Genomic DNA, 25,308 nt, shown 5'->3' with positions numbered 1-25,308 from the left:
TACGGATGCGACTCAGGCCCTCGGCAAGCTGCCGGTGAATGCCGCCGCATCCGGTGTGGATTTCCTGTCCTGCTCCGCGCATAAGATTCATGGGCCCAAGGGGGTGGGGGCGCTCTTTGTCCGCAAAGGCATTGCCTTACCACCATTATTTCATGGCCATCAGGAACGGGGACGACGGGGCGGCACTGAGAATGTTCCAGGTATTATTGGCTTTGCGGCGGCTGTTCGCCTGCTCACCAATATCGAACACGAGGCTCGCCACCTGCAGGGATTGCGCGATCATTTTGAACAAGGCCTGTTGGCCTTCATGCCCTGCGCGCGTATCCACGGGCAGGATGCCGAGCGTTTGCCCAATACCAGTAATATCGGATTTATCGCTCTGGATAGTGAAGAGCTGCTCTATCGCCTGGAACAGGAGGGCATTACTGCGGCCGCTGGCGCCGCCTGCGCCGCGGGCGGGCAGGAACCCTCCCATGTACTGACAGCCATGGGCTTTTCTAAAACTGCGGTGCTGTCCTCGCTGCGTTTCTCCTTTGGACGCCTGAACCGGTCGGAGGATGTGGAACGGGTGCTCCGCGTATTACCAGGCATCCTGTTGGGCATGATGGACATGCCACCGATGACGGCGGCTGGTGCCGCAATTTCTTGTGCACACTGAAAGGAATACCCCATGAAGGTGATGATTCGTAAAAATGCCGCCGGTGAGCTGACGGCGTATGTGCCCAAGAAGGATCTTGAAGAACCTATTACCGAGTGTCAGAAGCCGGAACTGTGGGGCGGGGTGGTGACGTTGGCTAACGGCTGGCGCCTGGAATTACCGGAGATGCCCAGCGATACCCGTCTGCCCATCACCGTAGAGGCGCGGCGTCTGGAGGAGGGCTGAGATCATGAAATTGACTGATGAGGATATCGCGGTGCTATTTGATCTGGGTCAGACGCTCTGCCGGTCTGGCGAAGGGGTTCTGCCCATTCTGCGCGCGCAGTTCCCCGGGCTGCCCATTACCCAATGCCCAGCCTGTGATGTCAGCGACGAACCCTTCCGTGCCGGTGAATATTTTGACCTGCATCTGCTGGATACCCGCGACCACTGCTGGAAGGTCACGACAGATTCCCTGGCGGCAACGGGCCTGCTGCTCGCCATGCACCTGGGTACGACATGACCGCGCTCGAGATCCCTCTCTCTGACCCGGACATCAGCCCCGGCGAACTGGAGGCCGTAGAGGCCGTATTGCGTTCCACCCGCATCAGCGCCGGGGAACGGGTGGAGGCCTTCGAAGCGGCCTTTGCTGCCTATCACGGGCGACGCTATGCCGTCGCCGTCTCCAGTCCGACTTTGGCCCTGATGCTCTGTCTGCGCGCCTACGAGCTCAGGGCCGGCGATGAAGTCATCCTCTCACCCTATAGCTGGTGGCAGATCGGCCACGCCTTGGCCTGGTACGGGGCTCAGCCGGTGTTTGCCGATATCGACTATTACTCCGGCACGATCTCCCCCAAAGGGACTGAGACCCTGATCACGGAGAAAACCCGGGCGATTCTCGCCGGCAATACCAAGGGGCATCCCGCCTTCTGGCGGGAACTGCGCACGACGGCCAACGAAAACGGCCTGCTGCTGCTGGAAGATTCGACGGAGGCTATCGGCTCCCGTTATCAGGACAAAGTGGTCGGCAGCTTCGGGGACAGCGCTATTTTTGCCTTTGCCCAGCCCTCTGCCCTGGTTTGTGGCGAGGGCGCCATGATCGTCACGGACGATACCGAAACTATCAGCCGTCTGCGCCAATACCGCGCGCGTGGCATCAGTGAGCGGGGCTCGGTGGTGGCGCCCACCCGTCCGCCCCTACAGGCAGAAATGAGTGATATTCAGGCCGCCATCGGGCTGGTCCAACTCGCCCGTCTGGACGGCATTTTGCAACGCCGGCAGCAGGTGGAAGCACTGTACTTTGAGTACATGAAGTCTTTTGAAGGTATCAAGGATCCCTACCATGGGCCGGACGCCACCGCGGTGCACTGGTTTGTGTACGAAGTACATCTCGGCACCCGATTCAGCCGCAGCAGTCGGGATGCCATCGTCACCGATCTCCGCGCCCAGGGCATCGAGGCTGCCTCTTACTGCCTACCCATGCATACGCAATCCTATTATCGCGAGCGCGGTGGCGGTCGTTGTCCAACCGCCGTGCGGGTGTCCGATCGCACCCTGATCCTGCCTTTTCACCCACGCCTGGGAGAAGAGGAAATCGCCTTTATCATCGAAACCTTGAAGGATGCATCCGTCAATGTGGGTGCTGGTGCCGCTATTTATTAGTGTGTTGTTTTCATGTTCATTTTAATAGAGGAGAAAATTTAATGCCCATTATCACCATCAAACCCAGTGGTAAAACCGTCGAGATGCCCGTGGGAGCCAGTCTCGCCGCCGCGGTGATCGCCGCCGGTGAGCCTATGGTTCTGAAGTGCGAAAGCAAGGGCGAATGCGATAGTTGCCATATTTTCGTTCAGGAAGGGCGAAAGAGCGTGTCTAAAATCCAGCGTCTGGAAAATGAGCGCCTGGATACCATCGTTGGCGTCGGCAGCAAATCCCGTCTGGCCTGTCAGGCCATGATCGGCGAAGAGGATGTTGTCATCGAGCTTTTGGGATTTTCCTCGGGCTTATAAGGAGAATGTGATGGAACAGTCGCTCGTTATCATTCATGCACGTTTTGCCAACGATGGCACTGTGCGGGAAATCGGCGAGTGTCCCAGCGGAACCAGTCCTCAGGACTGGTTCAATGCGCTGAGCCGACACTCTGCCAACGGTTATGAATCGCTCTCCGGGGGAAGGGGCGTTTTTCGCCTCGAACCAGCGGTCATCGAACAGATTAAAGCCGCGGTTCTTTCCCCCATTACATAAGGAAGTATAACTATGGACAAGGATCTTTCGGAAATCTTCAGCGGCCTTGCGGAAGGGCGCATCATTCCTTATCTCGGTCCTGGTCTGTTGCCGGAGGTCGGGGCCACGCTGCCCAGCGAGTTGCCGGCATTGGCGGAAGTGCTCAGCAGCCAGGTGACGGTACCCCACAAGGTTCGTCGCAACCTCACCGGGGCCGCGCAATATATCGAGAACTTCAAGCATCGCAAGACCCTCGTGGGCATGATGGACAAGACCTTTGCCGAGGATCCGCCGCTCCATCCTTTGCAGCGCGACCTGGCTGCCCGAAAACTCCCGTTGATCGTTCACCTCTGGTACGACAACGGCATGGCCAAGGCATTGGCCGAACAGGGTACACGCTGGGGACGTATCCAGGGACTCAGTCAGACCGAGCATTTCGGCCACTGGACGGGATATATGGATGCCGCTGGTCAACCAGTTGAAGCCGCAGTGGCTGCCCAATGGGACACGATACTCTATGAACCTTGGGGCTCACAAAGTCCGGCCAACAATTACCTCGTTTCCGATACGGACTTTGTCGAAGTGCTGACGGAAATTGATATTCAGACGCCTATTCCGGAAATCGTCCAACAAATCCGCACCGGGCACCATTTTCTTTTTGTCGGATGCCGTTTCAATGATCAGTTGCAGCGTAATTTCGCCCGCCAGATCATGAAGCGTTCAGCGGATCGTCATTGGGCGTTGATAGAGGCACCGCTGACCCGGAACGAAACACGTTTTGTTCGCGAGCAGGGGATTCAGGTGCTCCAGATGCCCTCCAGCGTGTTGCTGGACGGGGCCGCCGTGGCTAAGGCGGGATAGCGGGCGCGCGCCATGCTGATCAAAATCCCCTGAGGCGCGGGAATCACGGGTCTTATGCGGGGCGGATTTCCACACCGATATCTGCCGGTGTGGCGTGATAAACGGCGCTGGTCACGAGGGCGTCCATACCGCTTGCTGCATAGGACTGAATATTCGCAAGGGTGATTCCGCCCGCTGCAAACAACATGACTTCAGGTGCTACAAGGCGCAGTTGCGCGGCAATTCCCGCCAAGAGTCCGGGGGGTAATTTGTCAAACTGGATGCCGGAGACCCCGGCCTGAGCCAGTGCCAATGCATCCGTCAGGGCGTGATCCGTCTTTTGCACTTCCACCACGATCTTGCTGGAGGGAACCCGTCTCCGGTATTGCGCCAACTGCTGCAAGAAAGGCGATAAACCACCTAAAAAGGCCAGGTGCTGGTCAAACACCAGAACACTTTCCGAAAGACCCAGCCGGTGCGGCATGACGCCCCCGGCGAGGGCGGCCATGGCCGCAAAGCGGCGTATCCCCGGAATATTCTTGCGGGTGGCGACAACAGCCACCTGGGGGTTGACGCTCTGTGTCTGTTGCACCAGTTGCCCGGCATAAGTCGCGATGCCGCAAGCATACTCCAACAGATTTTGCGCCACTTTCCAGGCAGAATGGGCAGCACTTGCGGGGCCTTCCGCAGCCAGCAGGATGCTTCCCGTTGCGGCCAACGCGCCCGACGGCTGACTTTCGGTCATGGTAAGGCCGCAGGCGTCCAGTATCTGTGCGGCCAGTTCGGTCCCGGCGACCGTGATGTCCTGACGACAGCGAAAACACATGACCGCCGCCTTGCCGCCAATACCCAGCATGTGAGTGGTGAGATCCAGGAAAGGCTGGTCTTCCTGGATGAGTGCGGCAATTTCCTGCGGAGAGAAGTACATGATATAGCCCCTAACAGCGAATGATTACGCAGACTGGTTTTCATGCCATCAACTTTCGTTACCCGATTTGGCAGGCGAGTATATCCCCGGTCGCTGGCGCGGGCGGCAACTGGAAAGAGACATAGCGCAATTGCAAATACTCCTCCAACCCCCATTTGCCACCTTCGACGCCCAGCCCGGAAAGCCTGTTGCCGCCGAAAGGCGCTTGCGGGGTGGCGGGAGACCCGTCATTGACGCCAACGATACCGCATTGCAGCGCCTCCGCGACGCGGTATGCGCGTCCGAGATCGCGGGTCCAGAGATAAGCGGCCAGGCCATAGGAGGTGTCATTGGCGCGGGCGATAGCTTCCGCTTCGCTGCGAAACCCTTGTATGGGCAGCAAGGGGCTGAAGCTTTCTTCGTGGAATATATGACTCTGCGGATCGAGATCGGCGAGAAGGGTCGGGGAGCACCACAGGCCTTGTGCATCACCTCCGCACAGAAGTCTCGCACCGCGGTCCAGGGCATCCTGCAATTGCGCTTTAAACTTCTGGACAGCGGCTGCGGAAACCAGCGGCCCGATGTCGGTGTCCTCTGCAAAGGGATCCCCGATCTTGAGATGACTTACCGCGTCGAGGTAGCGTGCGGTAAACTCCGGCAGGATCGCATCATCCACATACAAGCGGTTGGCGGCGACACAGGACTGACCGGCATAGCGGAATTTGGCATGGATGGTCATGGCCACCGCCGCGGCGATGTCCGCATCGGCAAAAATAAGCACCGGAGCGTGCCCGCCCAGTTCCAGAGAAAGCCGTTTGATGGTCGGCGATCCCTGCGCATAAAGCTTTTGCCCGACCCCCGTGGAACCGGTAAAGCTCAACTTGGCTATGCGCGGGTCAGCCATCAGTCGTTCCGCCAGGGGGGCGGGATCAGAGCTGGGGAGAACCTGAAGAGTGCCTGCGGGTCCTTCCGCCTCGGCCCAGAGTTCGGCAAGCTTCAATGCGGAGAGCGGCGTTTGCTCATCGGGTTTGAGGATGACTGTGCAGCCGGCCGCCAGCGCCGGCGCTATCTTGCGAACAACCATGGAGACCGGACTATTCCACGGTGTGATGGCGAATACAGGACCAATCGGTACTTTCCAGATCTGCAAGCGCTTGTCTGGAAACTGGGAGGGGATACTTTCGCCGGTGATGCGCTTGCATTCCTCAGCATACCAGCGCGCCAAGGCGATCGCGGTTTTGATTTCGGCACGGCTCTGGCGTATGGGTTTACCCATCTCCCAGGTGATGAGGCGGGCGAGGTCTTCTGCATGAATCTGGATGAGGTCCGCCCACCGGCTGAGAATGGCCGCGCGCCGGTAGACGACAGTTTGGCGCCAGCTCGCAAAAGCGAGCACTGCCGCCTGCACCGCCGCCTCGCCCTCCCGAGTTCCGCAATCGGACACTTCGGCGAGCACCTGTTGATTGACCGGGCTGCGCACCACAAAGTGTATGCCGAGGTCTGTCCAGCATCCATTGATGAATGCGGCTGTCGGTGCAAGGGGCATGAATTTTCCTGTGGGCAATGGACGGTAGCCGGGATGTTGCCGAATAACGTCCAAAGAGGGTACGCTTGCGACTCAGATTGTATCGGATTGACTGTAGCGCAGGTATTGATAAAGCGCAAAAAAGTCATGCCCCGCACTTTTTAAGTATCATCAACACACTGGCCTCTATACACCCACTGTGGAGCAAGACCTATTGATGCCTGAACCTGAAAATACGCCCTACGCCCGCCTTGGTGGTGAAGAGGCCGTTCGCAAGCTGGTCAAGCGATTTTATGATCTGATGGATAGCGAGGCGCAGTGGCAAACTCCGTTGCGGAATATTCACCCGAAAGATCTTTCCGCGTCGAGGGAGAAACTTTTTTTGTTTCTGTCCGGCTGGTTGGGCGGGCCTGACCTGTATGTGCAGCGTTTCGGACATCCCCGCTTACGGGCTCGGCATGGCTCTTTCCCGGTGGATGATCAGGCGCGGGATCAGTGGATGGCCTGCATGCTTCGGGCCATGCATGACGTAGAGATGGAGCCCGAACTCTATGCCCACCTGCAAGGTGCCTTTCAACGCACGGCTGATTTCATGCGGAATTGCTAGGACTGCGCTTTCTGCGCCAATAAATCATCGGGACGGGCCGGCGCGGCATCTGAGGCTTGCAATCCATGCCCCATCAGCCAGCCGAGCAGGATGCCGACCAGAGCCAGGGCGGATAGGGATGGGTAACCGATGAGATGTACCAGCGGACCGGCCAGAAAGGTACCCATCACCGTGGCCACTGCGCCACTGGCGTTAAAAAGTCCCATCGCCTCGCCCTGACTGAAAGGCGTGAGCCGTGCTGTCAGAGTGGTTCCGGAAATGCTCTGCAGTGGCCAGGCGATAATAATCAGGACGAAGCCTGCCAAGGCAATCAGCGTCCGGGGTATGGGCAGAAAAAATACCAGCAGTAGCAGACCAAATCCCAAAAAACGGAGCATCAAAGACCAGCGATATACCCTTCCGGCACCAAAACGTCCGGACAACTGCCCACCCATTGAATACAATACCAAGGCGACGGCGGCGGTCATGGCGTAGACGCTGGAGGTCAGTGCCGGGGCTACGCTGTAGGCTTTCTGCATGGCCACAGGAAAGTAGGCGAAGAACGCGGCGACCCCAAAAGCTACGGCAAACCAGGAAAGGAGAAAGCGACCAAAGCGGGTATGCAGGACGTCGCCCAATCGGCGCGCACCATGCAATGAAAGATGATGTGAAAAGCGTAGCAGACCACCTCCCAGCAGTTCCGGGCGCCCGAAATTGGCGAGGAAGCGCCAGTCCAGGTCGCGCCGCATGCGATCACCCACTTCCGCCGCCCAACCGTGATGTCTGGCAGCGGTAGGCAAGCCCTTGGCCCCTAACCAGATAGCGGGAATCAATGCCAAGGCCGCGCAGATCAGACCGACTTTGAAATTACTGACGAAAATGCCGGCCAATAGAAGTCCGCCGACCTGCCCGCCGCCATTAAAAGTTTGCAGCCAGCCCAGCCGAGGTTCCCATTCATTTTGGGGGTCGAACTCGACGATGAACAGGCTGGCCATGGTCGCCACGGCGGAGGTTCCCGCGCCGGCGAGCAGCGAGAGTCCACTCCAGGTGAGGATACCCGGCAGAAAAGGCATGGCGGCCAGCGCCATCAGCAATACCAGAAAGCCGCCAAAAAAAATGGGGCGATGCAGGTGTTTGCTGTCGGCCACGCCCCCCCACAAGGGTGAAGTCAGCAGTCCGAGGTTGAATCCGCCCATGACGTAGGCAACCCAACTGAGATGATGGGTGAGGGTGACAATCATCAGGGGCAAGAGAATAGGCAGCAGCCCGGAGGAAACCGCCCCCAGCAGGGCATAGGCCAAAAACCAGACAGATATCCAGCGACCGGGCTCCTTCAGGATGGCGCGCAAGCGATCCAGGTGTTCGCGTGCCAGTTGAATGCGAGCGGCAATAACCTTCTCGCCCATGATGGTGCCGAGATTCCGGGTGTCTGCCATGACCTCTCCTGGTGTCGTTTGTCGGGCCGCCATTTACGGTATCGTGCGAGGTGTATACCTTATCTGATAGGCCTTTGCTCCGTTGGTTCCCTGACAAATAATATGGCGTTGGATTTCGCAAACATGGATTACCGTGGGCATGACGCCCGGCGGGCGCGGATTTGCCCGTCTGCGTTCGCTACGTTATGGTAAAAAATAAAGCAGAGGGGAGTGATGTATGAGCATGATTTTCCACGGGCTGACGACGAACCCCGAATGGTTATTGCACCGGCTGATATATACCCTGCTGATCGTGGCGGGCAGCCTTCTGATATTACGCTGGTATGGCAGTGTAATTGTTCATCTTATGGACTTTCTTGGCAGGCGACGGGCCATGTCACGCGGCTATGGCGTGATGCTCCAGAGAATCACCACCTGGTTTCTCTGGCTCATTGTCTGGGTTGTCGTACTGCGGGTCTGGGGTGTCGACGTCACTGCCGTCTGGACCACTTTTGTCAGCTTACTGGCGGTGATTGGCGTCGGTATGCTGGCCGTATGGGCCATGGTCAGCAACATTACGGCGCGCTTTTTTATCTGGTTCTGGCAGCCCTTACAGTTGGGGCAACGTATCGAGATATTCCCGGAATCACTGACCGGTGAGGTCATTGAAGAAAATCTCATGTTTACCGAATTGCGCCAGGATGACGGCCAGATTGTGGTGATACCCAATAATCTCTTTTTCCAACGCATTATTCGTCGCTTGCCCGATGTCAAAAAAAAAGCCGGCGCGAATGAGAAGACCGTACCATGAATGCAGACGCGCCCATCGGCGTTATTTTCGGCGAGTGTCTGATCGACGATTTCGGAGATGTGCGACGACTGGGTGGCGCGCCCTTCAATGTCGCGCAACACCTCCATGCGCTGGGTGTGGCGTCCGTTTTTGTCAGCAGGGTGGGACGGGATGCCTCGGGGCAACACATCTTGCAGCACATGCGGGACTGGGGGATGTCCACGGACGAAGTGACGGAGGACGCGTTGCTTCCCACCGGTCGGGTACGGGTGACGGCAGACGTCCGGCAGGGGCACCACTTCGAAATTCTGCCGCATCAGGCTTACGATGCCATTCGTTTGTCCTCCGGCATGATCCCCGCCATTCCCTGGCTCTATCACGGTAGTCTCGCCTTGCGGGAGAACGGGCCGTCGCGGGCGACCTGGCGTCAGTTGCGCGCTCGTGCCCAGTGGCGCTTTGTAGATATCAATCTGCGCGATCCCTGGTGGAATCAGGAATTGCTGACCGAAGTCATACAGGGTTCGTCTATACTGAAATGCAATATGGAGGAACTGGAACAGATCATTCGTACTTACGAACTCTCTCCAGCCTCGACCCTGCGGGAAGCGATGCAGATGGTGGCCCGGCATTTTGATGTGCAGGCCGTCTTGCTGACCCGCGGCGCTGCAGGTGCCGCTTATGGGGATGGGGCCAATTTTTACGAGGCGGAAGCAGTCTCCACTGCTGTCCAGGACACCGTCGGGGCTGGGGATGCCTTTGCCGCAGGCTGGCTCTGGAGCCTGTTTCACGGCGATGCCATTCCACGGCGATTGCAGAGGGCTGGGGAATTGGCAGCGGCCATTTGTGCGTCATCCGGCGCCATGCCGGATCAACCCGAGTTTTATCGGACCATAATGGCGCGATGGACTAAGGAGGATTAAATTTGTCGGACCACCAGGGTCTTTACATTTTGATGCTGAGTATCCACGGCCGCATTTGCGGAACCCCGGAACTCGGGGTCGATGCAGATACCGGCGGCCAGGTTGGCTATGTCCTCGACGAAATACAGGCGCTGGCACGGGACCCGCGTGTCACCCGGATCGACCTTCTCACGCGTCGCTTTAGCGATCCCGGCATGAATCCCATTTATGGAGAACCGCGCGAACTATTGGCATCCGGCGCGCGAATTATTCGTCTGCCTGCCGGGCCAGAGCATAAATACCTGCAAAAAGAGCGGCTCTGGGATTACCTGGATACTTTTGTGGACAGTGCGCTGCATTTTATCCGTAGTGAAGACTGTATTCCCGATATCATCCACAGCCACTATGCCGATGCGGGTTACGTAGGGGTGCGCCTCTCCCGCCTGCTGGGCATTCCGCTCATTCACACCGGTCATTCCCTGGGGCGGGATAAGCGGGAAAGGCTGATCACTACCGGTCGTAAGGTGGAAAGTATCGACCGGCAGTTTCGTTTCCCGCGACGCATCGCCGCCGAAGAATCCGTACTCAGTGAAGCGTCCGTGGTTCTGGCCAGCACTCGTCAGGAAGTGGAGGAACAGTATGGCCTGTACGAGAACGCCGTGCGGGCGCATTTCAAGATCCTGCCGCCGGGTGTGGATTTGCGACGGTTTTCCCGACCAGGGCGGCAGCGTTCTTCACCGCTGCTGCCCGACTTACGCCGTTTTTTGGAGGCACCGCGCAAGCCCCCCATTCTGGCCATTGCCCGCCCCGATGAGCGTAAAAATTTTCAACGTTTGATTGAGGCCTACGCCACGGACCCCGTTTTACGGGAAAAGGCCAACCTGGTTTTGGTCATGGGCCAACGTGACCACCTTGGGCAGCTCCCGCACGGTGCGAAAAGGGTGATTCAGAGCGTACTGCATGCCCTTGACGATTACGATCTTTACGGGCGAGTCGCCCTCCCCAAGCACCATGAACCGGAAGATATTCCCGAATATTACCGTTATGCGGCCATTTATAAGGGTGTTTTCATCAACCCGGCACTCACTGAACCCTTTGGCCTGACCCTGCTGGAAGCTGCGGCCTCGGGTTTGCCGGTCATCGCCACCCGGCATGGTGGCCCGCAGGATATCATCCGTTACTGTCGCAACGGCATTCTGGTGGATCCGCTGAATATCGGAGAGATACAAGACGCCCTCCGGCAAATGCTGTTTGATCGCCAACGTTGGCAGCGTGCCAGCCGGGCAGGCTTGCTGGGGGTGCATCGGGTCTATAGCTGGGATGCCCATGCGCGTCGTTATCTGGCGGAAGTGGAACGTATCCTCCGACGTCAGCGCAAACAGCTGCGCCGCGAGTGCGCCGCCCGCCAGGGGATACGCCGTGCCTTACCGACGGCGGATCATCTGCTCATATCCGACATCGACAATACGCTGATTGGCGACCCGACGGGGCTCGCCATGCTGATGGAATGGCTGAGGGAGCATCCCCGGGTAGCCTTTGGCGTGGCCACCGGCCGCAATCTAAAACAAACCATGGAGATACTCGCGGCACACCAGGTCCCCTGTCCGGACATCTGCATCACCGATGTGGGTACGCGTATCGTCTATGGCAGCAAGCTGCGCGAGGATCAGGACTGGGCCGCTCATCTGCACTATCGCTGGTGGCGTGAAGGGGTATTGCAGGCACTGGCCGGGGTGCCCGGCCTGCGCCTGCAGGAAAAATTCACCCAGAGCGCCTTCAAGGTAAGCTATTATGTAGACTCCAAGCGCCCACCGACGACGAAAAACCTGCAGCAGCGCTTGCATGAGCAGCAGATCGCCGCCCATGTGGTGCTTTCCCATAATTGCTTTCTGGATGTGTTGCCCATTCGGGCATCCAAGGGCCACGCCATCCGTTTCCTGGCCTTTCGCTGGGGATTGCCCTTGCATGCAGTGCTTACCGCGGGAGACTCCGGCAACGACGCCGATATGATGGGCGGCGAAATTTGTGGGGTTATTGTCGGCAACCACAGCCCGGAACTACACGGACTAAGAGATAAACATCACATCTATTTCGCCAGTGCCCATCATGCCTGGGGTATTCTTGAAGGCATCCAGCACTACCGTTTCCCAGGAGAAGAAGCCCATGCCTGACAATCTGCGCCGCTGTATCAGCCACAATCCCCATTGTGTTGCCGAGCTGTTGCGACATCTGTTCAATCTGCAACGCCCATTTCTGCTCTATACCGACTTGCAAGCGGCCATCGACGACTTTGCCGCAGACTACGGCAATGATGCAGACCTCGTGGTGTTGCAGGAGTTTTTCTCCAGACTGCAAGAGGCGGTGCTCGCAGAACCCTGGATTTATCTGGCCTGGCGTCCCGGCCCTGGGCGCTGGACCTATTTGCGCCTGCATCGGGAACAGCTCGATCTGGAGACACTCACGCAGGGTGATTATTTGGCTTTCAAAGAAAAACAGGTGCTCCCCGCAAATGATCAGGAGCCGATACTCACCGTGAATTTTGAGGATTTCCGTGCTGTCCCCTATCACCTGCAAGATGAGGACACCATCGGACAAGGGCTTATATATATGAACCGCCGCCTGGCTGGGCAACTGTTTGGGAACATCAAGACGGGGCGCCAGAGCATTCTCGACTTTTTGGCCGTGCATAAGCTCAACGGACAATCACTGATGGTGCATGATCAGCCGCCGGATTTCGAGGCACTACGCCAGACCGTGCAGTATCTGGCGACGCTCCCCAAGACCAAACCGTGGACGGAGTTTGCCGTGGAGATGACCCATCGCGGCTTCGCCCCTGGCTGGGGAGACACCGCCGGCCGGGTGCGCGAGACCATGCGCCTGCTGATGGATCTCTTGGACGCCCCCTCGGCAGAGAGTCTGCAAGCATTCATCGACCGCATCCCCATGATCTCCAAAATACTGATCGTGTCTATTCATGGCTGGTTCGCGCAGGACAAGGTGCTCGGACGTCCGGATACCGGCGGGCAGGTCGTTTACATTCTCGATCAGGCGCGGGCGCTGGAACAGGAAATGCGCGGGCGCCTGGCCCGTCAGGGGGTGGATATCGTACCCCGTATTCTGATCGCCACCCGCCTGATTCCCAATGCCGATGGCACCTCCTGCGACCAGCGTCTGGAGCCCGTCCAGGGCGCCGACAACGTGCAGATTCTCCGTGTGCCTTTCCGCCACCCCAATGGCGAAATATTGCCGCAGTGGATATCCCGCTTCAATGTCTGGCCCTGGCTGGAACGCTATGCCGATGACCTTGAACGGGAGGCCCTGGCGGAATTTGGTCGTCGTCCTGATCTGATTATCGGCAATTACTCCGATGGTAATCTGGTGGCCACCATCCTCAGTGCGCGGCTGAATGTCACCCAATGCAACATTGCCCACGCGCTGGAGAAGAGTAAATATCTCTACAGCGATCTCTACTGGCGTGATCACGATGTCAGCCATCATTTCGCCTGCCAGTTCACCGCGGATCTCATCGCCATGAACTCCGCCGACATTATCATTACCAGCACCTATCAGGAAATCGCCGGAAATGACCGCGAGGTAGGCCAGTACGAAGGATATCAAAATTACAGCCTCCCCGGACTATATCGGGTGGAAAACGGGATTGACGTCTTCGATATCAAATTCAATATCGTCTCTCCGGGGGCCGACGCCCACTATTATTTTCCCTATTCCTCCCGCAAAGAACGCCTGCGTTTTCTGCACGACGATATTGATGCGTTGCTCTTTGGCGAGGAGCCCGCCGCGGATCGTCGCGGCGTACTAAAGGATCGGGATAAACCCATCATTTTCAGTATGGCGCGCATGGATCACATCAAAAATCTCAGCGGGCTGGCTGAGATTTTTGGTGCCTCGGAACGGCTGCGCAAACTGGCCAACCTGGTTATCATCGGCGGTCACGTCGACCCGCAGAATTCTCAGGACGAAGAGGAGAGGGCGCAAATCCAAAGGATGCACGATATTATGGATGCGTATCGACTCGACGGGCAGATGCGCTGGATAGGCGCTTTACTCGACAAAAGTGTGGCGGGGGAACTCTACCGGGTTATTGGCGATACCCGTGGATGCTTTGTCCAGCCCGCACTCTTTGAGGCCTTCGGACTGACAGTGATCGAAGCCATGAGTTCTGGTCTACCGGTTTTTGCCACCCGCTTTGGCGGCCCCCTGGAAATCATCGAAGACGGTGTTTCCGGCTTTCATATCGACCCCAATAACCAGCAGGAGGCGACTGAAAAGCTGGCGGATTTCCTGGAAGCGGCTGCTGCCGATATCCGTGTCTGGGAGACAATTTCCGAGGGCGCATTAGCGCGGGTCAACGCGCGCTATACCTGGGGCAATTACGCCACGCAGATGATGACATTGGCCCGGATTTTCGGCTTCTGGCGCTTCATGCTCAAAACCGATCATCACGCCGCCCGCCGCTATTTGCAGATGTTTCAGCATTTGCAGTGGCGGCCTCTGGCCCATGCGGTGCCGTTGGGGGAGTCGTGAGGGCACATAAAAAATGGTGTGGATTTGATTTTACACGGCGTCTCTCCTCAATATCGATGTCCGAAAATGACGAGACGCCCGCTGCCGCCTAGCTTATAAAGGGACTATGAATACATCGGACCTTAATCGCGAAGCGTGCTACCGCGCCGTCCTGGCAAAAGACGCGCGGTTTGACGGCAAGTTCTACACGGCGGTGTTATCCACGGGCATCTATTGTCGTCCGATATGTCCCGCACGACCCCCCAAGCTGGAAAACTGTCTCTTTGTACCCAGCGCTGCGATAGCCCGGCAGTTGGGCTTCCGAGCCTGTTTGCGTTGCCGCCCGGATGCGCCATACTTCCGCTTCGAAGAGCGACATGGCTGCGGGTATCACCTTGAAGCTGCCTTATACCCCGCCTTATGACTGGCGGCACTGCTGGAATTTCTGGCAGGTCGTGCCATCCTTGGGGTGGAGGCCGTGCAGTCCGGTCAATATTGGCGCAACTTTCAAACGGCACGGGAATCTCCAGAATATTCCCGACACCCGCCGCCGTCGTGGCCGCCGATCTGCGCTCTATCGGCCTAACTCGGGCCAGAGAAAAGGCGCTGCAGGCTCTGGCTGTGGCCATGCAAGAGGGCCGCCTGACTGCTTCGGCGCATCCCCTCGACGGCATCATCAAAAACCTCTGCGAACTGCCGGGTATCGGCCCGTGGACGGCGCACTATATCGCCATGCGCGGTTATCGTGATCCGGACGCCTTCCCCCATTCAGACCTGGGACTACTACGTGCGCTGGAAACGGAGAGTGGGCGCCCCAGCCCCGCAGAAATGCTGATGCTCGCCGAAGCATGGCGGCCCTGGCGGGCCTATGCGGCCATGCGTTTGTGGGCGCAGCCCTAAAAATCACCACCCTCATGCCGCAACAGCCAGCGTTTGCGCTCCATTCCGCCCGCGTACCCGGTCAAGGTGCCATTGGCGCCGATGACGCGATGGCAGGGAATGACGATACCAATAGGGTTCGCGCCATTGGCACGTCCCACGGCGCGCACCGCCGATGCCCGGTCCATGCCCCTCGCCTGTTCCTGGTAGCTGCGGGTTTCTCCGGCGGGAATGCTGCGCAACCAGGCCCAGGCCGCCTGCTGAAACTCGGTGCCCGCGGTTTCTACGGGGATGGCGGAGACGGCGTTGAGATCACCCGCCCAGTAGGCTTCCAGACCGTTGCGAACCGGCTGCGGCGCAGTCCCCGATGTCAGCGTTACCCCATCGGAGCCGTAGAGCAGGCGGAGTCGATCCAGCATGCGAGCCTCGCTGTCCGCCCAGTCCAGTGCACGCAAGATGTTTTGCGCGTCGGTGACCAGCAGCATGACACCCAACGGTGTGCTGACACTATCCAACTGCCATCGAAGCGATTCGTTCAGCATGAAAATCTCCCAAATATGGATTCTGAAATGATGCTATACCCGGATACGGACAAATGCTCGCCACTTTTGGACGGTAAAGTCACCCCCTCAGTCGCTATGTCGTATGAAACTCAATAAATTGCCAGGAAATAAAGGCACCCAGTAGCAGCGCAAAGGAAATTGCTCTCAGCCGGTTACGGACTGAACAGTCACCACTCTCCTTGATGGCCAGTCCAATGATTTTGATGTATGATGCTAGATGTCTGATGACATGCAAGGTGAGCGGCCTATGCGTACCACACTGGCGATTGATGATGACGTACTGGCGGCGGCGAAAGGGCTAGCTGATCTACAGCATAAGCCTGTAGGTGCCGTTGTTTCAGCACTTTTGCGGCAGGCTCTGCAATCACAAAACACCTCTGGTGGTCATTCACGTAATGGGATTCCCTTGCTGCCGGTGCGCCCGGATGCACTCCCGGCGACTCTGGAAATAGTGAATCAGTTGCGCGACGAATTGCCATAATGATCTTCTTGCTCGATGTAAACGTGCTGATTGCGCTCATCGACCCCATGCATGTTCAGCATGATATGGCTCATGAATGGTTTGCAGCCCATGGGCAACCCGCATGGGCTACCTGTCCCTTAACAGAGAATGCTGTGCTGCGCATTGTGGGTCATCCGCGTTATCCAAATTCGCCAGGCACACCAGCGGCAGTGGCACCCCTGATCCAGGGATTGCGCGCGTCACCTGGCCATGTTTTTTGGCCAGATGACATCAGCCTACTGGATGTCGATCATATCGACGCATCGCGTCTGCTGACTTCTGGTCAGATTACCGATAGCTACCTCTTGGCGCTGGCCTGCGCCCATGAGGGCCAACTGGCAACCTTCGACCATCGCTTAGTGACCAATGCCGTGCGCAACGGTTTGCAATGCATAAACAAAATTAGGTAAGGGCTCTCGCCGCACTGATCGCAGTGCCCGCGAGGGCGACGATCCTGATCGCGTTGATGGATGGACGCGCCTTCCCGTGTCTCAGTGATGTCGAGCACTTGCATGACCGTGGCGGTGAGGAGCGCGGTACTGAGCCAGAAGCGGCGCAGCACAAGGATGCGGTCGTTTTCGGCGTTACTCTGGCAGCGCCACGCTGAAGCGTAAAGCCGTAGCCAACAGCCCTTGGCGGTAATAAAAACGCTGCCCGAGTGTATTACTCATGGCTGCGTCCAACAGCAGTTTGGCACAGCCCAGAAGCTTGGCCTCGGCTTTTAGTCGCTCCATCAGAATCTTCCCGTACCCCCGGCTACGGCAGGACGCATCAATGACGAGGTCATCCACGTAGACAAAGCGGCCATGCACCAAATTGTCTTGCACGCGGAATCCAGCAAGACCCACGAGTTGGGTGCCATGCCACAGGGCCAGCAGGCGGTAACCCTGGGCACTCTGTTGTTGCCAGCGCAGCAGAAATTCCCGTTCAGAATCCAAGTGTGGCCGCAGTTGCCGGATCAGGGGATAGCAGGCCAGGACATTGTCTTCATGATCGACATAATGGAATTCGACCGCTGTGGAGACCTCCCCGCTGTTCTCCGGGCCGTCCTCTACTGGAATCATACGTGACGCCCCGTGCGAGGGGGCGGCGGCGAAAATCGCAAACCAACACCCAGTCGATTCCAGTGATTGATGGCGCCGATGGCCACCGTCAGGAAGGTCACTTCTGTTTCCGTGAACTGAGACCGCAGTGTCTCATAGACGGCGTCAGGCGCCCCCTGGGTCGCGAGCGTCGTCAGACATTCCGCCCACGCCAGAGCGGCCTGCTCCCGTGCAGAAAAAATACCGGCATCCCTCCAGCCCGCGACCAGATCCAGCTTGACCGGTTCCACACCGATTTGACGGGCGACGTTCAGGTGGTACTGAATACAGAACGCACAGCCGTTGATTTGCGATACCCGTACCTTGATGAGTTCCGTCAGGGGTTTTTCTAGGCCGGAATCATCGACCGCTTTTCCCATCGCCAGTAGTGCGGCGTACACCTCGGGCGCGGTCTTGGTGAAGGAGAGGTAGGCAATACGGGCATGCTCCGTGGACATGGCTTGTTCCTTATGAGGTGGTTCAGGTAGTATCAGGACTCTAACAATATATCTAGAGTGCTTACAATATGGACGACGCAGCGCCAAAACCCCTCGTCCCTCAAGTGGGAGAAGGCAAACGCGGGGAAAATGGTTATCTGGGCTACCTGCTGCGGCAGGCGGCTGGGGCGTACCGGCACCGGGTGGAACGGGCGCTCGCCGACCTGCGTGTAACACCTCCACAATTTTCCGTGCTCACCATGCTGGCCGCCTATCCCGGCATTTCCAATGCCGATCTGGCGCGGCTGGCTCTCCTCACCCCGCAAACGGTCAGCACCATTGTCGCCAACCTGGAACGCGCCGGGGCCATCGTGCGCCAGCCGCATCATTACCATGGTCGTATCCAGCAGATTGATCTCAGCGAGACGGGCAAGTCGTTATTGGCGATCTGCCGTGAGCGGGTGCATGGTATTGAGCGCCATCTGGCTGATGGGCTTTCCCGTGAAGAGGAATCGGCACTTCGAAAATGGCTGGTTCGCGTCGCCACGTCAGCATGAAATTTTCTGTGAATGATTTGAACGTCAGATCCTTAGCTCCTTTACCGCCCGCGGTGATCAATACACCGGCAACTCCGTCGTATCCACCACCCTGCGCAGCACAAAGCTGGAATGCACGCCGGTCACCCCCTCGATGCGCGTCAGGCGATGGAGTAAAAACTCCTGAAAATGCGCCATATCACGCACGGCAACCTTGATCTGGTAATCCGCGTCATGGCCGGTGATGAGATAGCACTCCAGTACCTCCGGCGAGCGACTGATTTCTGCCTCAAAATGCTCGAAACGCTCGGGGGTATGGCGGTCCATGCTGATGTGCATCAGGACCATCAGCGCCAGGCCCAGACGCTGCGGATCCAGCAGAGCCACGCGCTTGCGGATGATCCCGGCTTCTTCCAGTGCCTGTACCCGGCGCAGGCAGGGGGAGGGGGACAAACCGATGCGCTCGGCGAGACGCTGATTGCTGAGTCCGCCGTCGCGCTGTAGCTCCTCCAGAATGCGGCGGTCGTAGCGATCCAATGCGATGGCAGGGGCTTTCGACTTCATAACACAATATTACTCCGTTAATGGGTATTAGTGCGCAATAATCATGCGACATAGTCGCTTTTATGGCCCCAATTCGCAAGCACCTGCCGCGACTTCTTCCCTATACTGCGTCCATCGTCACTTGCCACAGGAGATCGGACCATGGGGACTTTCAACCACCGCCGTTACCGCGCCTTTGCGCCCGTTCACAAATCGGACCGGCGCTGGCCCAACCGCCGTATGCACCACGCGCCCGTCTGGACCAGCGTCGATCTGCGCGATGGCAATCAGGCGCTGGTCTCCCCCATGCGCGTCGAGCAAAAGCTCCGGATCTTCGATTTGCTCGTGCGCATGGGCTTTCGGGAGATTGAGGTGGGTTTTCCCGCCGCCTCCCAGCCCGATTTTGACTTTGTCCGGCGCATCATTGAAGAAGACCGTATCCCCGAGCAGGTGACCATCCAGGTGCTCACCCAGGCGCGGGAAGCCCTGATTGACCGCACCTACGAGGCGTTGAAAGGAGTGCGGCGGGCGATCGTCCATGTCTACAACTCCACCAACCCCGCCCAGCGCGAGCAGGTGTTTGGCCTGGATCGGGAGGGCGTCAAGGCCATTGCCGTGCGTGGCGCGGAGTGGGTGAAGGCCGGAGCCGCACGCTATCCAGAGACGGAATGGGTCTTTCAGTATTCGCCGGAGAGCTTCAGCACCACCGAGTTGGATTATGCGGTGGATGTCTGCGAGGCGGTCAACGGGGTCTGGCGGCCCGACCAGGGGCAGGCGGTGATCCTCAACCTGCCTGCCACCGTCGAGTCGTCCATGCCCAACGTCTTCGCGGACCAGATTGAATGGTTCTGCGACCACTTGCGCGGGCGGGAGCATGTGAAAATCAGTGTTCACAACCACAATGACCGCGGCTGCGCGGTGGCGGCGGCGGAACTGGCGGTGTTGGCTGGTGCCGATCGGGTGGAGGGCACACTCTTCGGCAACGGCGAGCGCACCGGCAACATGGATATTCTCACCATGGCCATGAATCTCTACTCTCAGGGCATTGATCCGCAACTGGATATGTCCATGGGCACGGAAATCGCTGAGATCTATACCGCGTGTACGGGTATGGTCGTGCCGCCGCGCCATCCCTGGTTTGGCGAACTGGTCTACACGGCGTTTTCCGGCAGTCACCAGGATGCCATTCGCAAGGGCATGCAACATCGGCGAGGACGGGAAGACGCCGTCTGGGAGGTGCCTTATTTGCCTGTCGATCCCGCTGATCTGGGGCGCAAGTACGAGGAGGTGGTGCGCATCAACAGTCAGTCAGGGAAAGGCGGCGTCGCCCATGTGCTGGAGCGCGACCACGGTATTTCCTTGCCGCGCTGGTTGGCGCAGGACTTCAGCGCCGTAGTGCAAGCGGCTTCTGAACAAGAGATGGGTGAGGTCAGCTCAGCGCAGATTTTCGCCCTGTTTGAGGGCCATTATTGCCAGTCCGCGGAGGACTGGCACCTGCGCCGCTATCGTCTCAGCCGGGAAGGGGAGCAGGTCGCCGCGACCGTGGTGGTGGGCCCGGAGGCACAGCCGCATATTCTGCAGGGCAGGGGGAGCGGTGCCGTAGGCGCCCTGGTCGATGCGCTGATCCAGCGTTGGGGCGTTCGTGCCGAGGTGGAACAGTTCGACCAGCATGCCCTCGGTAGCGGTACCCGCGCCCGCGCCATGGCGTGCGTCCGGATCAGTGTGGACCATGGCCATGCGGCATCGGCCGTGGCTTTTGGCGAGGATACCACCGAGGCCGCCTTGCAGGCGGTGCTCAGCGCTATTGGTCGCTCCGTTGCAAAAGACAACACATGGAGCACATCGGTAGAACGGCAAGTACGTTGATTGCCGCGTATCATGGCCAATGAAAGTTGAAAGTGCGTTATTCCTGACCCGTCGGGAGAAGGATATCGTCACCATGGCGCGGATGCAGGTGCTGCCAGCTTACCAGTGCAAGAGCGATGAGAATACCGATTATGCCGATGGCCTCCCAGTCGCTTGGTTGCTCACCTAATTGTAGCCAAGCGGCCACCACGCCGATCAGCGGTACTGCCAGCGTTCCCATACCGGCTATGCTGGAAGGCAGCTCTTGCAAGACATAGGCCCAGAGAAAATAAGCCAAGGCGGTGCCGGGAAGAACGTTATAAAGCAGGGTGCCGATAAACAGCGGCGTCCAATGGACCTCCAAGGGATCAATCCACAGGGCGATCACGGTGAGACCCAGACCGCCAAAGGCGGCCTGCCAAAGCGTACTGTTCAACAGATCGAGACCCGGTGGCGCGTGGCGTTTTTGCCAGAGGGCGGATGCCGCCCATAAAATCCCAGAGAGGAGGGCCAGCAGGCTGCCCGTCCACTGTCCACTGAAATTCCAGGGCTGAAGAATGGCTGTCAGACCCAGCAGGGCCAAGGCCAGCGCGGGCCATTGCAAGCCATGCAGGCGTTCGCCCAGAATTGGCCAGGCAAAGACAATCAACCAGATAGGCATCATATAGACGAGGATGGCGATTTTTCCGGCTCCGCCATATTCCAATGCCCACATGGCAAGGCCAATAAAACCAGTGGTTTGCAATAAGCCAAAGGGGATGATGTAGCGGGCAGAGGGCATGGCTAGTGGTCGCTTCATCCACAGCATCAGCGGGATCAGCACCAATACGCTCCCCCAGACGCGCAAGGCGGCAAACAACAGGGGCGGGCAGTCGGTGAGGGCGACTTTCATGACTACCCAATTGTAGCCCCAGATCAGGGAGAGCAGGGCAAGAGCGGCAAAGGGTAACAGTGCTACCTGTGCTCGTTCTGTCGATTTTCTGGTCAAGGACAACAAAACTTCTTATGCCCCCGCAGGTCGCCGCACGGCAATCACCACACGCTTGGTCACCTGCGCGCCGGGCAACCCGAAGGTCTCGCGCACGAAACACCAACCGTAGAGTCCCACCAGCAGAAGCAGGGCGACACCCAAAATCGACACGAGCAATGCTGCCGCGAAGGTATGCAGGCGCGCCGATAAAAAAGTGATGGCGCCCTGCAGCAGCACACTCACCAGCAAAAACCCCAGCCAGACCCGCACATTGACCAGCACCGCCTGAAAACCGGCAAGCAAGGCGAGATACCCCTGGCGCGTGATGCCCGTCACGATAACCCCCACGGAAAGCAGCAAAAAGGTGTTGCCCAAGATGGTTTGCGCGGTCCCCAGGCCATTGGTCATCAGGGATCGCAGCCATTTGGGCAGGCTTCGCCATTCGGGTGAGCGCAAATTATGCAGAGTGGCGGCAGAGGAGATGTGGTCGTGGCTCAAAATAGCCCCCAGATAGTGCCGGAAAAGCAGCATAAGCACGAGCAACGCCAGCACTATTAACGTAATTTCCACCACCAGGCGGGACAGGGGCCACCAGGGCATATCGCGGATACTGCGCCCGACATCCATGATGTGCGTGTTGCCCTGGTGTACCGTCATGGCCACTGCAAAAATGATGGCCATGATCCCGCAGGCGATGGGAATACTCAGAATCAACGGTTGCCAGGCCACGTTCAACAGCAGCAATACTAGATACAGCATGGCGAAAGCACTGGGCGCACCGCGCAGTAAAAGCAGGGAGTCACGCCACCAGCGCGTTATCCATCCCGCCTCGACGGGTTGTGGTTTCAGAGAAGTGGCCACCGGACTATCCGATGAAAGCAGCGACGGAGATTCTCATGCTGTGACGACAGGATATCGTCGCCACAGCATGAGAATCTTCCTCCAGACCCGCCTGGCCGCGATGCTTGACCTTGCGACTGTATACCGTCTGGTCCCTTTCCACCCTGGTGGGCTGCACGCCGGAGCGCGGTTTCAGGCGTTTGGGGACGATGCGTAACGTCTCCTTTTTCATAACCTGGTTCTCCTCTCAGTCGATGACGATACGGTTCCATTCTAGCATGAACACGCGCGTAGCGACGCGCCTCAATCAGTCTGCGACGCCGTCGCAAGTTTACCAGCCAGCCACGCCAACGCCGTGCAGGCGGCAATGATCCCCATATCCGCGCTTCCCATGGCCGTTGTCGCGAATATCCGCTGAAAAAATGGCAGACAGGAGAAAAGCCCCTGTGCAATCAGAGCAGCCAACATCGCTACCATCAGGACGACATCCCCCCGGTCATGACGCCAGCGCCCATACATGGCCAACAGGATTCCAGCCTCCATGCCTACCAGGGCGTTCACCGCCAGCGTATGCGCATGACGGTCACTGTGCAGAGTCGCATCGCCCAAAAACACCACAAAGACGGTTACCACCAGAAAGGTGCTCAATCCGGAGATGCGCCACCACAAAATCCCTGGAATGAGCGCCTCCCGAGCCGGACGCGGTTGGCGCTCCATCACGCCTTTATCCGCTCCCATGAATGCAAATGCCAGGGTCAGCGTACTGGCGGTAATCGTGTTCACCCAGAGTATTTGCAGTGGAGTGATAGGCAGGGTCATTCCCGACAGCACCGCGAAAAAAATCACCAGCCCTTCCGAAAAATTCGTCGGCAGCATAAAGAAAGTCGTGCGCCGGATATTGTCATAGATGTGGCGCCCCTCCGCCACGGCGGTGGCGATATGGGCAAAGTCGTCGTCACTCAGTACCATGGCCGCGGCCTCACGGGCCACGTCGCTCCCTGATTGCCCCATGGCCACGCCAATCTGCGCCCGGCGCAAGGCGGGTGCATCGTTGACGCCATCACCGGTCATGGCGACCACCTCGCCGCTGGCCTGCAGGGTCTGCACCAGTTCCAGCTTGTCGGCGGGCTGCACCCTGGCGAAAACCACCGCGTCGCGGGCCAGGGCCTGCCGTTCCTCGGCATTCGCGCTGGCCCACTGGGCATGATCGACCACCGCCGCCGGACCATCCTCCAGAATGCCGACCTGACGGGCGATAGTGGCCGCCGTCTGCGGATGATCGCCGGTAACCATGATCACTCGGATACCCGCGCTGCGGCAGGCGGCAATGGCGGCCGGTACGGCGGCACGCGGGGGATCCAGCAGGGCGACAACGCCCAACCAGGTCCAGCCACCATCGTCCAGAGTCTCCCACTGCCCATCCACCGCGCTGGCCAGGGCAATGGTGCGCATGCCGGCAGTCGCCATGTCCGCAATGACTTTGTGCCAATAGGCCGGAACGACTTCCGCCACCCCGCTGGCGGTCGCCATCCACCGACAGCGCTGCAGGACCCACTCCGGGGCACCTTTAATGGCGATGCCGTCGCTGTGGCGCGTCGCCATGAAGGGCTGCTCGTGGCTGAAAGGCCGGGCATCCACCCGCGGAGATTCCATCCGCGACACGTCGACGTCCGCACCATGCGTGCCCGCATAGCGGAGCAGGGCCTGTTCCAGAGGGTCACCGATACCGCTCTTATCGTTGCGTAGTTGGGCGTCATTACACAAAATCATGACCCGCAGGGCACGTTGCAGCAGGGCAGGGGAGTCATCGGCGAGGGCCAGGTCCTGCACGGTCATACGATTCTCCGTCAGGGTGCCCGTTTTATCGGTGCAAATGACGGTAACCGTGCCCAGGGTTTCCACCGCCGGTAACCGACGGACGATGGCGCCCCGTTGCGCCATGCGCTGCACACCCAGCGCCAGGGTCACGCTAATTATCGCTGGCAGCCCTTCGGGAATAATGGCTACCGCCAGACTGATGGCGGCGAGCAGGGCGAATTCCAGCGCTTCGCCTCGCCACCAGGCGATACCCGCCGCGATGGCCGCCAGAAGAACGACGGTGAAGGCGAGCGTCCGCGACAAGCGGCTGATGCGCTCCAGCAGAGGCGAGCGCATGCTCAGGGTAGTTCCCATGAGCTGATGGATACGGCCTATTTCGGTGGCACTGCCGGTGGCGGTCACCTGGCCAACGCCATCTCCCCCGGTCACCAGCGTTCCGGCCCGCAGCAGTAACTCGCCCGCGTCGCCAGAAGTGGTTTTATTCACCGGGACGGATTCCCCCGTCAGCAGGGATTCGTCCACCCGCAGGGCATGCGCCTCCAGCAAGCGCATGTCCGCGCTGATGCGTGCGCCATTTTCTACCCGCACCCAGTCGCCGGGCACCAGTGCTTCCGCGGGCAGCTGCTGCCAGCCGTCATCGCGGCAGACCAGCACCTGCGGGGCGAGAAAGGATTGCAGTGCCTGCACGGCTTTCTCCGCGCGGTTCTCCTGAACAAAGCCGAGCAGGGTGTTGATCAGGATCACCGTGCCGATGACCGCGCCGTCTACCAGATGTCCGAGTACCAGCGATAAGAGTGCAGCGGCCAGCAGAATCGCGATGAGGGTGTTGCGAAACTGCGCCAGCAGCTGTTGCCACCAGCGCGGCGCATGGGCCGTGGGCAGGCGATTGGGTCCGTATTGTTGCTGCAACGCCGAGGCCGCAGCGCTGCTCAGACCGCATGCCATTG

General features: G+C 58.9%; 30 protein-coding genes. 19 read left to right on the top strand and 11 right to left on the bottom strand.

What is annotated here, in order from left to right; translation table 11 throughout:
* From HF921_RS09415 to HF921_RS09385, 7 genes are all read left to right on the top strand, one after another.
* The coding region (locus HF921_RS09415; protein ID WP_215893720.1) for a cysteine desulfurase family protein at positions 1 to 658 on the top strand (658 nt) is incomplete at its 5' end.
* 12 nt (positions 659 to 670) lie between these two features.
* Positions 671 to 883 (top strand): putative nitrogen fixation protein NifT, encoded by a 213-nt coding sequence (gene nifT / locus HF921_RS09410; RefSeq protein ID WP_215893719.1) that lies wholly within the window; start codon positions 671 to 673, stop codon positions 881 to 883.
* Positions 884 to 887: 4 nt separating this feature from the next.
* Positions 888 to 1,160 (top strand): hypothetical protein, encoded by a 273-nt coding sequence (locus HF921_RS09405; protein ID WP_215850288.1) that lies wholly within the window; start codon positions 888 to 890, stop codon positions 1,158 to 1,160.
* Positions 1,157 to 2,299 carry a DegT/DnrJ/EryC1/StrS family aminotransferase gene (locus HF921_RS09400; protein ID WP_215893718.1) on the top strand — a complete coding sequence of 381 codons (1,143 nt, stop codon included), beginning with the start codon at positions 1,157 to 1,159 and terminating at the stop codon, positions 2,297 to 2,299. Before HF921_RS09405 ends, HF921_RS09400 begins: the two co-directional genes overlap by 4 nt.
* A gap of 41 nt (positions 2,300 to 2,340) precedes the next feature.
* On the top strand, positions 2,341 to 2,646 hold the full coding sequence (locus HF921_RS09395) for a 2Fe-2S iron-sulfur cluster-binding protein (protein ID WP_215850290.1): 306 nt from the start codon (positions 2,341 to 2,343) through the stop codon (positions 2,644 to 2,646).
* Positions 2,647 to 2,656: 10 nt separating this feature from the next.
* Positions 2,657 to 2,881: a hypothetical protein gene (locus tag HF921_RS09390; RefSeq protein WP_215850291.1), complete on the top strand. Its 225-nt coding sequence runs from the start codon at positions 2,657 to 2,659 to the stop codon at positions 2,879 to 2,881.
* Positions 2,882 to 2,893: 12 nt separating this feature from the next.
* Entirely contained in the window at positions 2,894 to 3,721 is an 828-nt protein-coding gene (locus HF921_RS09385) for an SIR2 family NAD-dependent protein deacylase (protein WP_215893717.1), read from the top strand.
* A gap of 52 nt (positions 3,722 to 3,773) precedes the next feature.
* On the opposite strand, the gene modD is transcribed toward HF921_RS09385, so the two are convergent.
* Together modD and HF921_RS09375 are read right to left on the bottom strand one after the other, a co-directional pair.
* Positions 3,774 to 4,628, bottom strand: a complete 855-nt coding sequence (gene modD / locus HF921_RS09380) for a ModD protein (protein ID WP_215892192.1) — start codon at positions 4,626 to 4,628, stop codon at positions 3,774 to 3,776.
* A gap of 58 nt (positions 4,629 to 4,686) precedes the next feature.
* Positions 4,687 to 6,153 carry an NAD-dependent succinate-semialdehyde dehydrogenase gene (locus HF921_RS09375; RefSeq protein ID WP_215893716.1) on the bottom strand — a complete coding sequence of 489 codons (1,467 nt, stop codon included), beginning with the start codon at positions 6,151 to 6,153 and terminating at the stop codon, positions 4,687 to 4,689.
* Positions 6,154 to 6,349: 196 nt separating this feature from the next.
* Here HF921_RS09375 and HF921_RS09370 point away from each other — a divergent pair, with 196 nt between their 5' ends.
* Positions 6,350 to 6,739: a group II truncated hemoglobin gene (locus HF921_RS09370; RefSeq protein WP_064219415.1), complete on the top strand. Its 390-nt coding sequence runs from the start codon at positions 6,350 to 6,352 to the stop codon at positions 6,737 to 6,739.
* Here HF921_RS09370 and HF921_RS09365 read toward each other — a convergent pair.
* Positions 6,736 to 8,154: an MFS transporter gene (locus HF921_RS09365; protein WP_215893715.1), complete on the bottom strand. Its 1,419-nt coding sequence runs from the start codon at positions 8,152 to 8,154 to the stop codon at positions 6,736 to 6,738. The genes HF921_RS09370 and HF921_RS09365 overlap by 4 nt on opposite strands.
* Before the next feature lie 217 nt (positions 8,155 to 8,371).
* On the opposite strand from HF921_RS09365, the gene HF921_RS09360 reads away from it, so the two are divergent.
* The 6 genes from HF921_RS09360 to HF921_RS13540 all read left to right on the top strand — a co-directional run bounded on the left by HF921_RS09360 (position 8,372) and on the right by HF921_RS13540 (position 15,246).
* Positions 8,372 to 8,944, top strand: coding sequence for a mechanosensitive ion channel family protein (locus tag HF921_RS09360; protein ID WP_064219417.1), 573 nt, complete (start codon positions 8,372 to 8,374; stop codon positions 8,942 to 8,944).
* Positions 8,941 to 9,843: a PfkB family carbohydrate kinase gene (locus HF921_RS09355; RefSeq protein ID WP_215892189.1), complete on the top strand. Its 903-nt coding sequence runs from the start codon at positions 8,941 to 8,943 to the stop codon at positions 9,841 to 9,843. Before HF921_RS09360 ends, HF921_RS09355 begins: the two co-directional genes overlap by 4 nt.
* Positions 9,844 to 9,845: 2 nt before the next feature.
* Positions 9,846 to 11,993 (top strand): HAD-IIB family hydrolase, encoded by a 2,148-nt coding sequence (locus HF921_RS09350; protein WP_215893714.1) that lies wholly within the window; start codon positions 9,846 to 9,848, stop codon positions 11,991 to 11,993.
* A complete protein-coding gene (locus HF921_RS09345; protein WP_064218692.1) occupies positions 11,986 to 14,367 on the top strand; it encodes a sucrose synthase in 2,382 nt (793 codons plus the stop codon). The genes HF921_RS09350 and HF921_RS09345 overlap by 8 nt, the downstream gene beginning before the upstream one ends.
* 106 nt (positions 14,368 to 14,473) lie before the next feature.
* A complete protein-coding gene (locus tag HF921_RS09340) occupies positions 14,474 to 14,770 on the top strand; it encodes an Ada metal-binding domain-containing protein (protein WP_215892187.1) in 297 nt (98 codons plus the stop codon).
* 71 nt (positions 14,771 to 14,841) lie between these two features.
* The gene (locus HF921_RS13540) at positions 14,842 to 15,246 is read left to right on the top strand and encodes a DNA-3-methyladenine glycosylase family protein (RefSeq protein WP_215893713.1); all 405 of its coding nucleotides are present in this window, start codon (positions 14,842 to 14,844) and stop codon (positions 15,244 to 15,246) included.
* On the opposite strand, the gene HF921_RS09330 is transcribed toward HF921_RS13540, so the two are convergent.
* Positions 15,243 to 15,767, bottom strand: a complete 525-nt coding sequence (locus HF921_RS09330; RefSeq protein ID WP_215893712.1) for a methylated-DNA--[protein]-cysteine S-methyltransferase — start codon at positions 15,765 to 15,767, stop codon at positions 15,243 to 15,245. The genes HF921_RS13540 and HF921_RS09330 overlap by 4 nt on opposite strands.
* Positions 15,768 to 16,035: 268 nt before the next feature.
* Here HF921_RS09330 and HF921_RS09325 point away from each other — a divergent pair, with 268 nt between their 5' ends.
* From HF921_RS09325 to HF921_RS09315, 3 genes are read left to right on the top strand one after another with little or no spacing between them, the layout of a single operon-like run.
* Complete coding sequence (locus HF921_RS09325; RefSeq protein WP_215892183.1) at positions 16,036 to 16,269, top strand: type II toxin-antitoxin system VapB family antitoxin; 234 nt, start codon at positions 16,036 to 16,038, stop codon at positions 16,267 to 16,269.
* Entirely contained in the window at positions 16,269 to 16,700 is a 432-nt protein-coding gene (locus HF921_RS09320) for a TA system VapC family ribonuclease toxin (RefSeq protein WP_215850605.1), read from the top strand. Before HF921_RS09325 ends, HF921_RS09320 begins: the two co-directional genes overlap by 1 nt.
* 23 nt (positions 16,701 to 16,723) lie before the next feature.
* Positions 16,724 to 16,897: a hypothetical protein gene (locus HF921_RS09315; protein WP_215893711.1), complete on the top strand. Its 174-nt coding sequence runs from the start codon at positions 16,724 to 16,726 to the stop codon at positions 16,895 to 16,897.
* On the opposite strand, the gene HF921_RS09310 is transcribed toward HF921_RS09315, so the two are convergent.
* A complete protein-coding gene (locus HF921_RS09310) occupies positions 16,875 to 17,354 on the bottom strand; it encodes a GNAT family N-acetyltransferase (protein ID WP_215893710.1) in 480 nt (159 codons plus the stop codon). The genes HF921_RS09315 and HF921_RS09310 overlap by 23 nt on opposite strands.
* Positions 17,351 to 17,830 carry a carboxymuconolactone decarboxylase family protein gene (locus tag HF921_RS09305; protein WP_215893709.1) on the bottom strand — a complete coding sequence of 160 codons (480 nt, stop codon included), beginning with the start codon at positions 17,828 to 17,830 and terminating at the stop codon, positions 17,351 to 17,353. Before HF921_RS09305 ends, HF921_RS09310 begins: the two co-directional genes overlap by 4 nt.
* A 68-nt stretch (positions 17,831 to 17,898) precedes the next feature.
* Here HF921_RS09305 and HF921_RS09300 point away from each other — a divergent pair, with 68 nt between their 5' ends.
* Complete coding sequence (locus HF921_RS09300) at positions 17,899 to 18,366, top strand: MarR family winged helix-turn-helix transcriptional regulator (RefSeq protein WP_215879526.1); 468 nt, start codon at positions 17,899 to 17,901, stop codon at positions 18,364 to 18,366.
* Between the two features lie 57 nt (positions 18,367 to 18,423).
* Here HF921_RS09300 and HF921_RS09295 read toward each other — a convergent pair whose 3' ends face one another.
* Positions 18,424 to 18,909, bottom strand: a complete 486-nt coding sequence (locus HF921_RS09295; RefSeq protein ID WP_215892179.1) for an Lrp/AsnC family transcriptional regulator — start codon at positions 18,907 to 18,909, stop codon at positions 18,424 to 18,426.
* A 141-nt stretch (positions 18,910 to 19,050) separates the two neighbouring features.
* Here HF921_RS09295 and HF921_RS09290 point away from each other — a divergent pair, with 141 nt between their 5' ends.
* Positions 19,051 to 20,754 carry a 2-isopropylmalate synthase gene (locus HF921_RS09290; RefSeq protein WP_064218644.1) on the top strand — a complete coding sequence of 568 codons (1,704 nt, stop codon included), beginning with the start codon at positions 19,051 to 19,053 and terminating at the stop codon, positions 20,752 to 20,754.
* 37 nt (positions 20,755 to 20,791) lie between these two features.
* Here the strand turns inward: HF921_RS09290 and HF921_RS09285 are convergent, their stop codons facing one another.
* From HF921_RS09285 to HF921_RS09270, 4 genes are all read right to left on the bottom strand, one after another.
* Positions 20,792 to 21,727: a DMT family transporter gene (locus tag HF921_RS09285; RefSeq protein WP_226834426.1), complete on the bottom strand. Its 936-nt coding sequence runs from the start codon at positions 21,725 to 21,727 to the stop codon at positions 20,792 to 20,794.
* Positions 21,728 to 21,736: 9 nt separating this feature from the next.
* Entirely contained in the window at positions 21,737 to 22,564 is an 828-nt protein-coding gene (locus tag HF921_RS09280; protein ID WP_064218645.1) for a hypothetical protein, read from the bottom strand.
* 4 nt (positions 22,565 to 22,568) lie between these two features.
* Positions 22,569 to 22,775 carry a hypothetical protein gene (locus tag HF921_RS09275; protein WP_215892178.1) on the bottom strand — a complete coding sequence of 69 codons (207 nt, stop codon included), beginning with the start codon at positions 22,773 to 22,775 and terminating at the stop codon, positions 22,569 to 22,571.
* Positions 22,776 to 22,846: 71 nt separating this feature from the next.
* A complete protein-coding gene (locus HF921_RS09270) occupies positions 22,847 to 25,306 on the bottom strand; it encodes a cation-translocating P-type ATPase (protein WP_226834425.1) in 2,460 nt (819 codons plus the stop codon).
* Positions 25,307 to 25,308: the final 2 nt, after the last annotated feature.

The organism is Acidithiobacillus ferriphilus (assembly GCF_018854775.1).
Taxonomy (GTDB): domain Bacteria; phylum Pseudomonadota; class Gammaproteobacteria; order Acidithiobacillales; family Acidithiobacillaceae; genus Acidithiobacillus; species Acidithiobacillus ferriphilus.
Note: the sequence above shows the minus strand (reverse complement) of the source record. Positions and strands in the feature narration are given on the sequence as shown.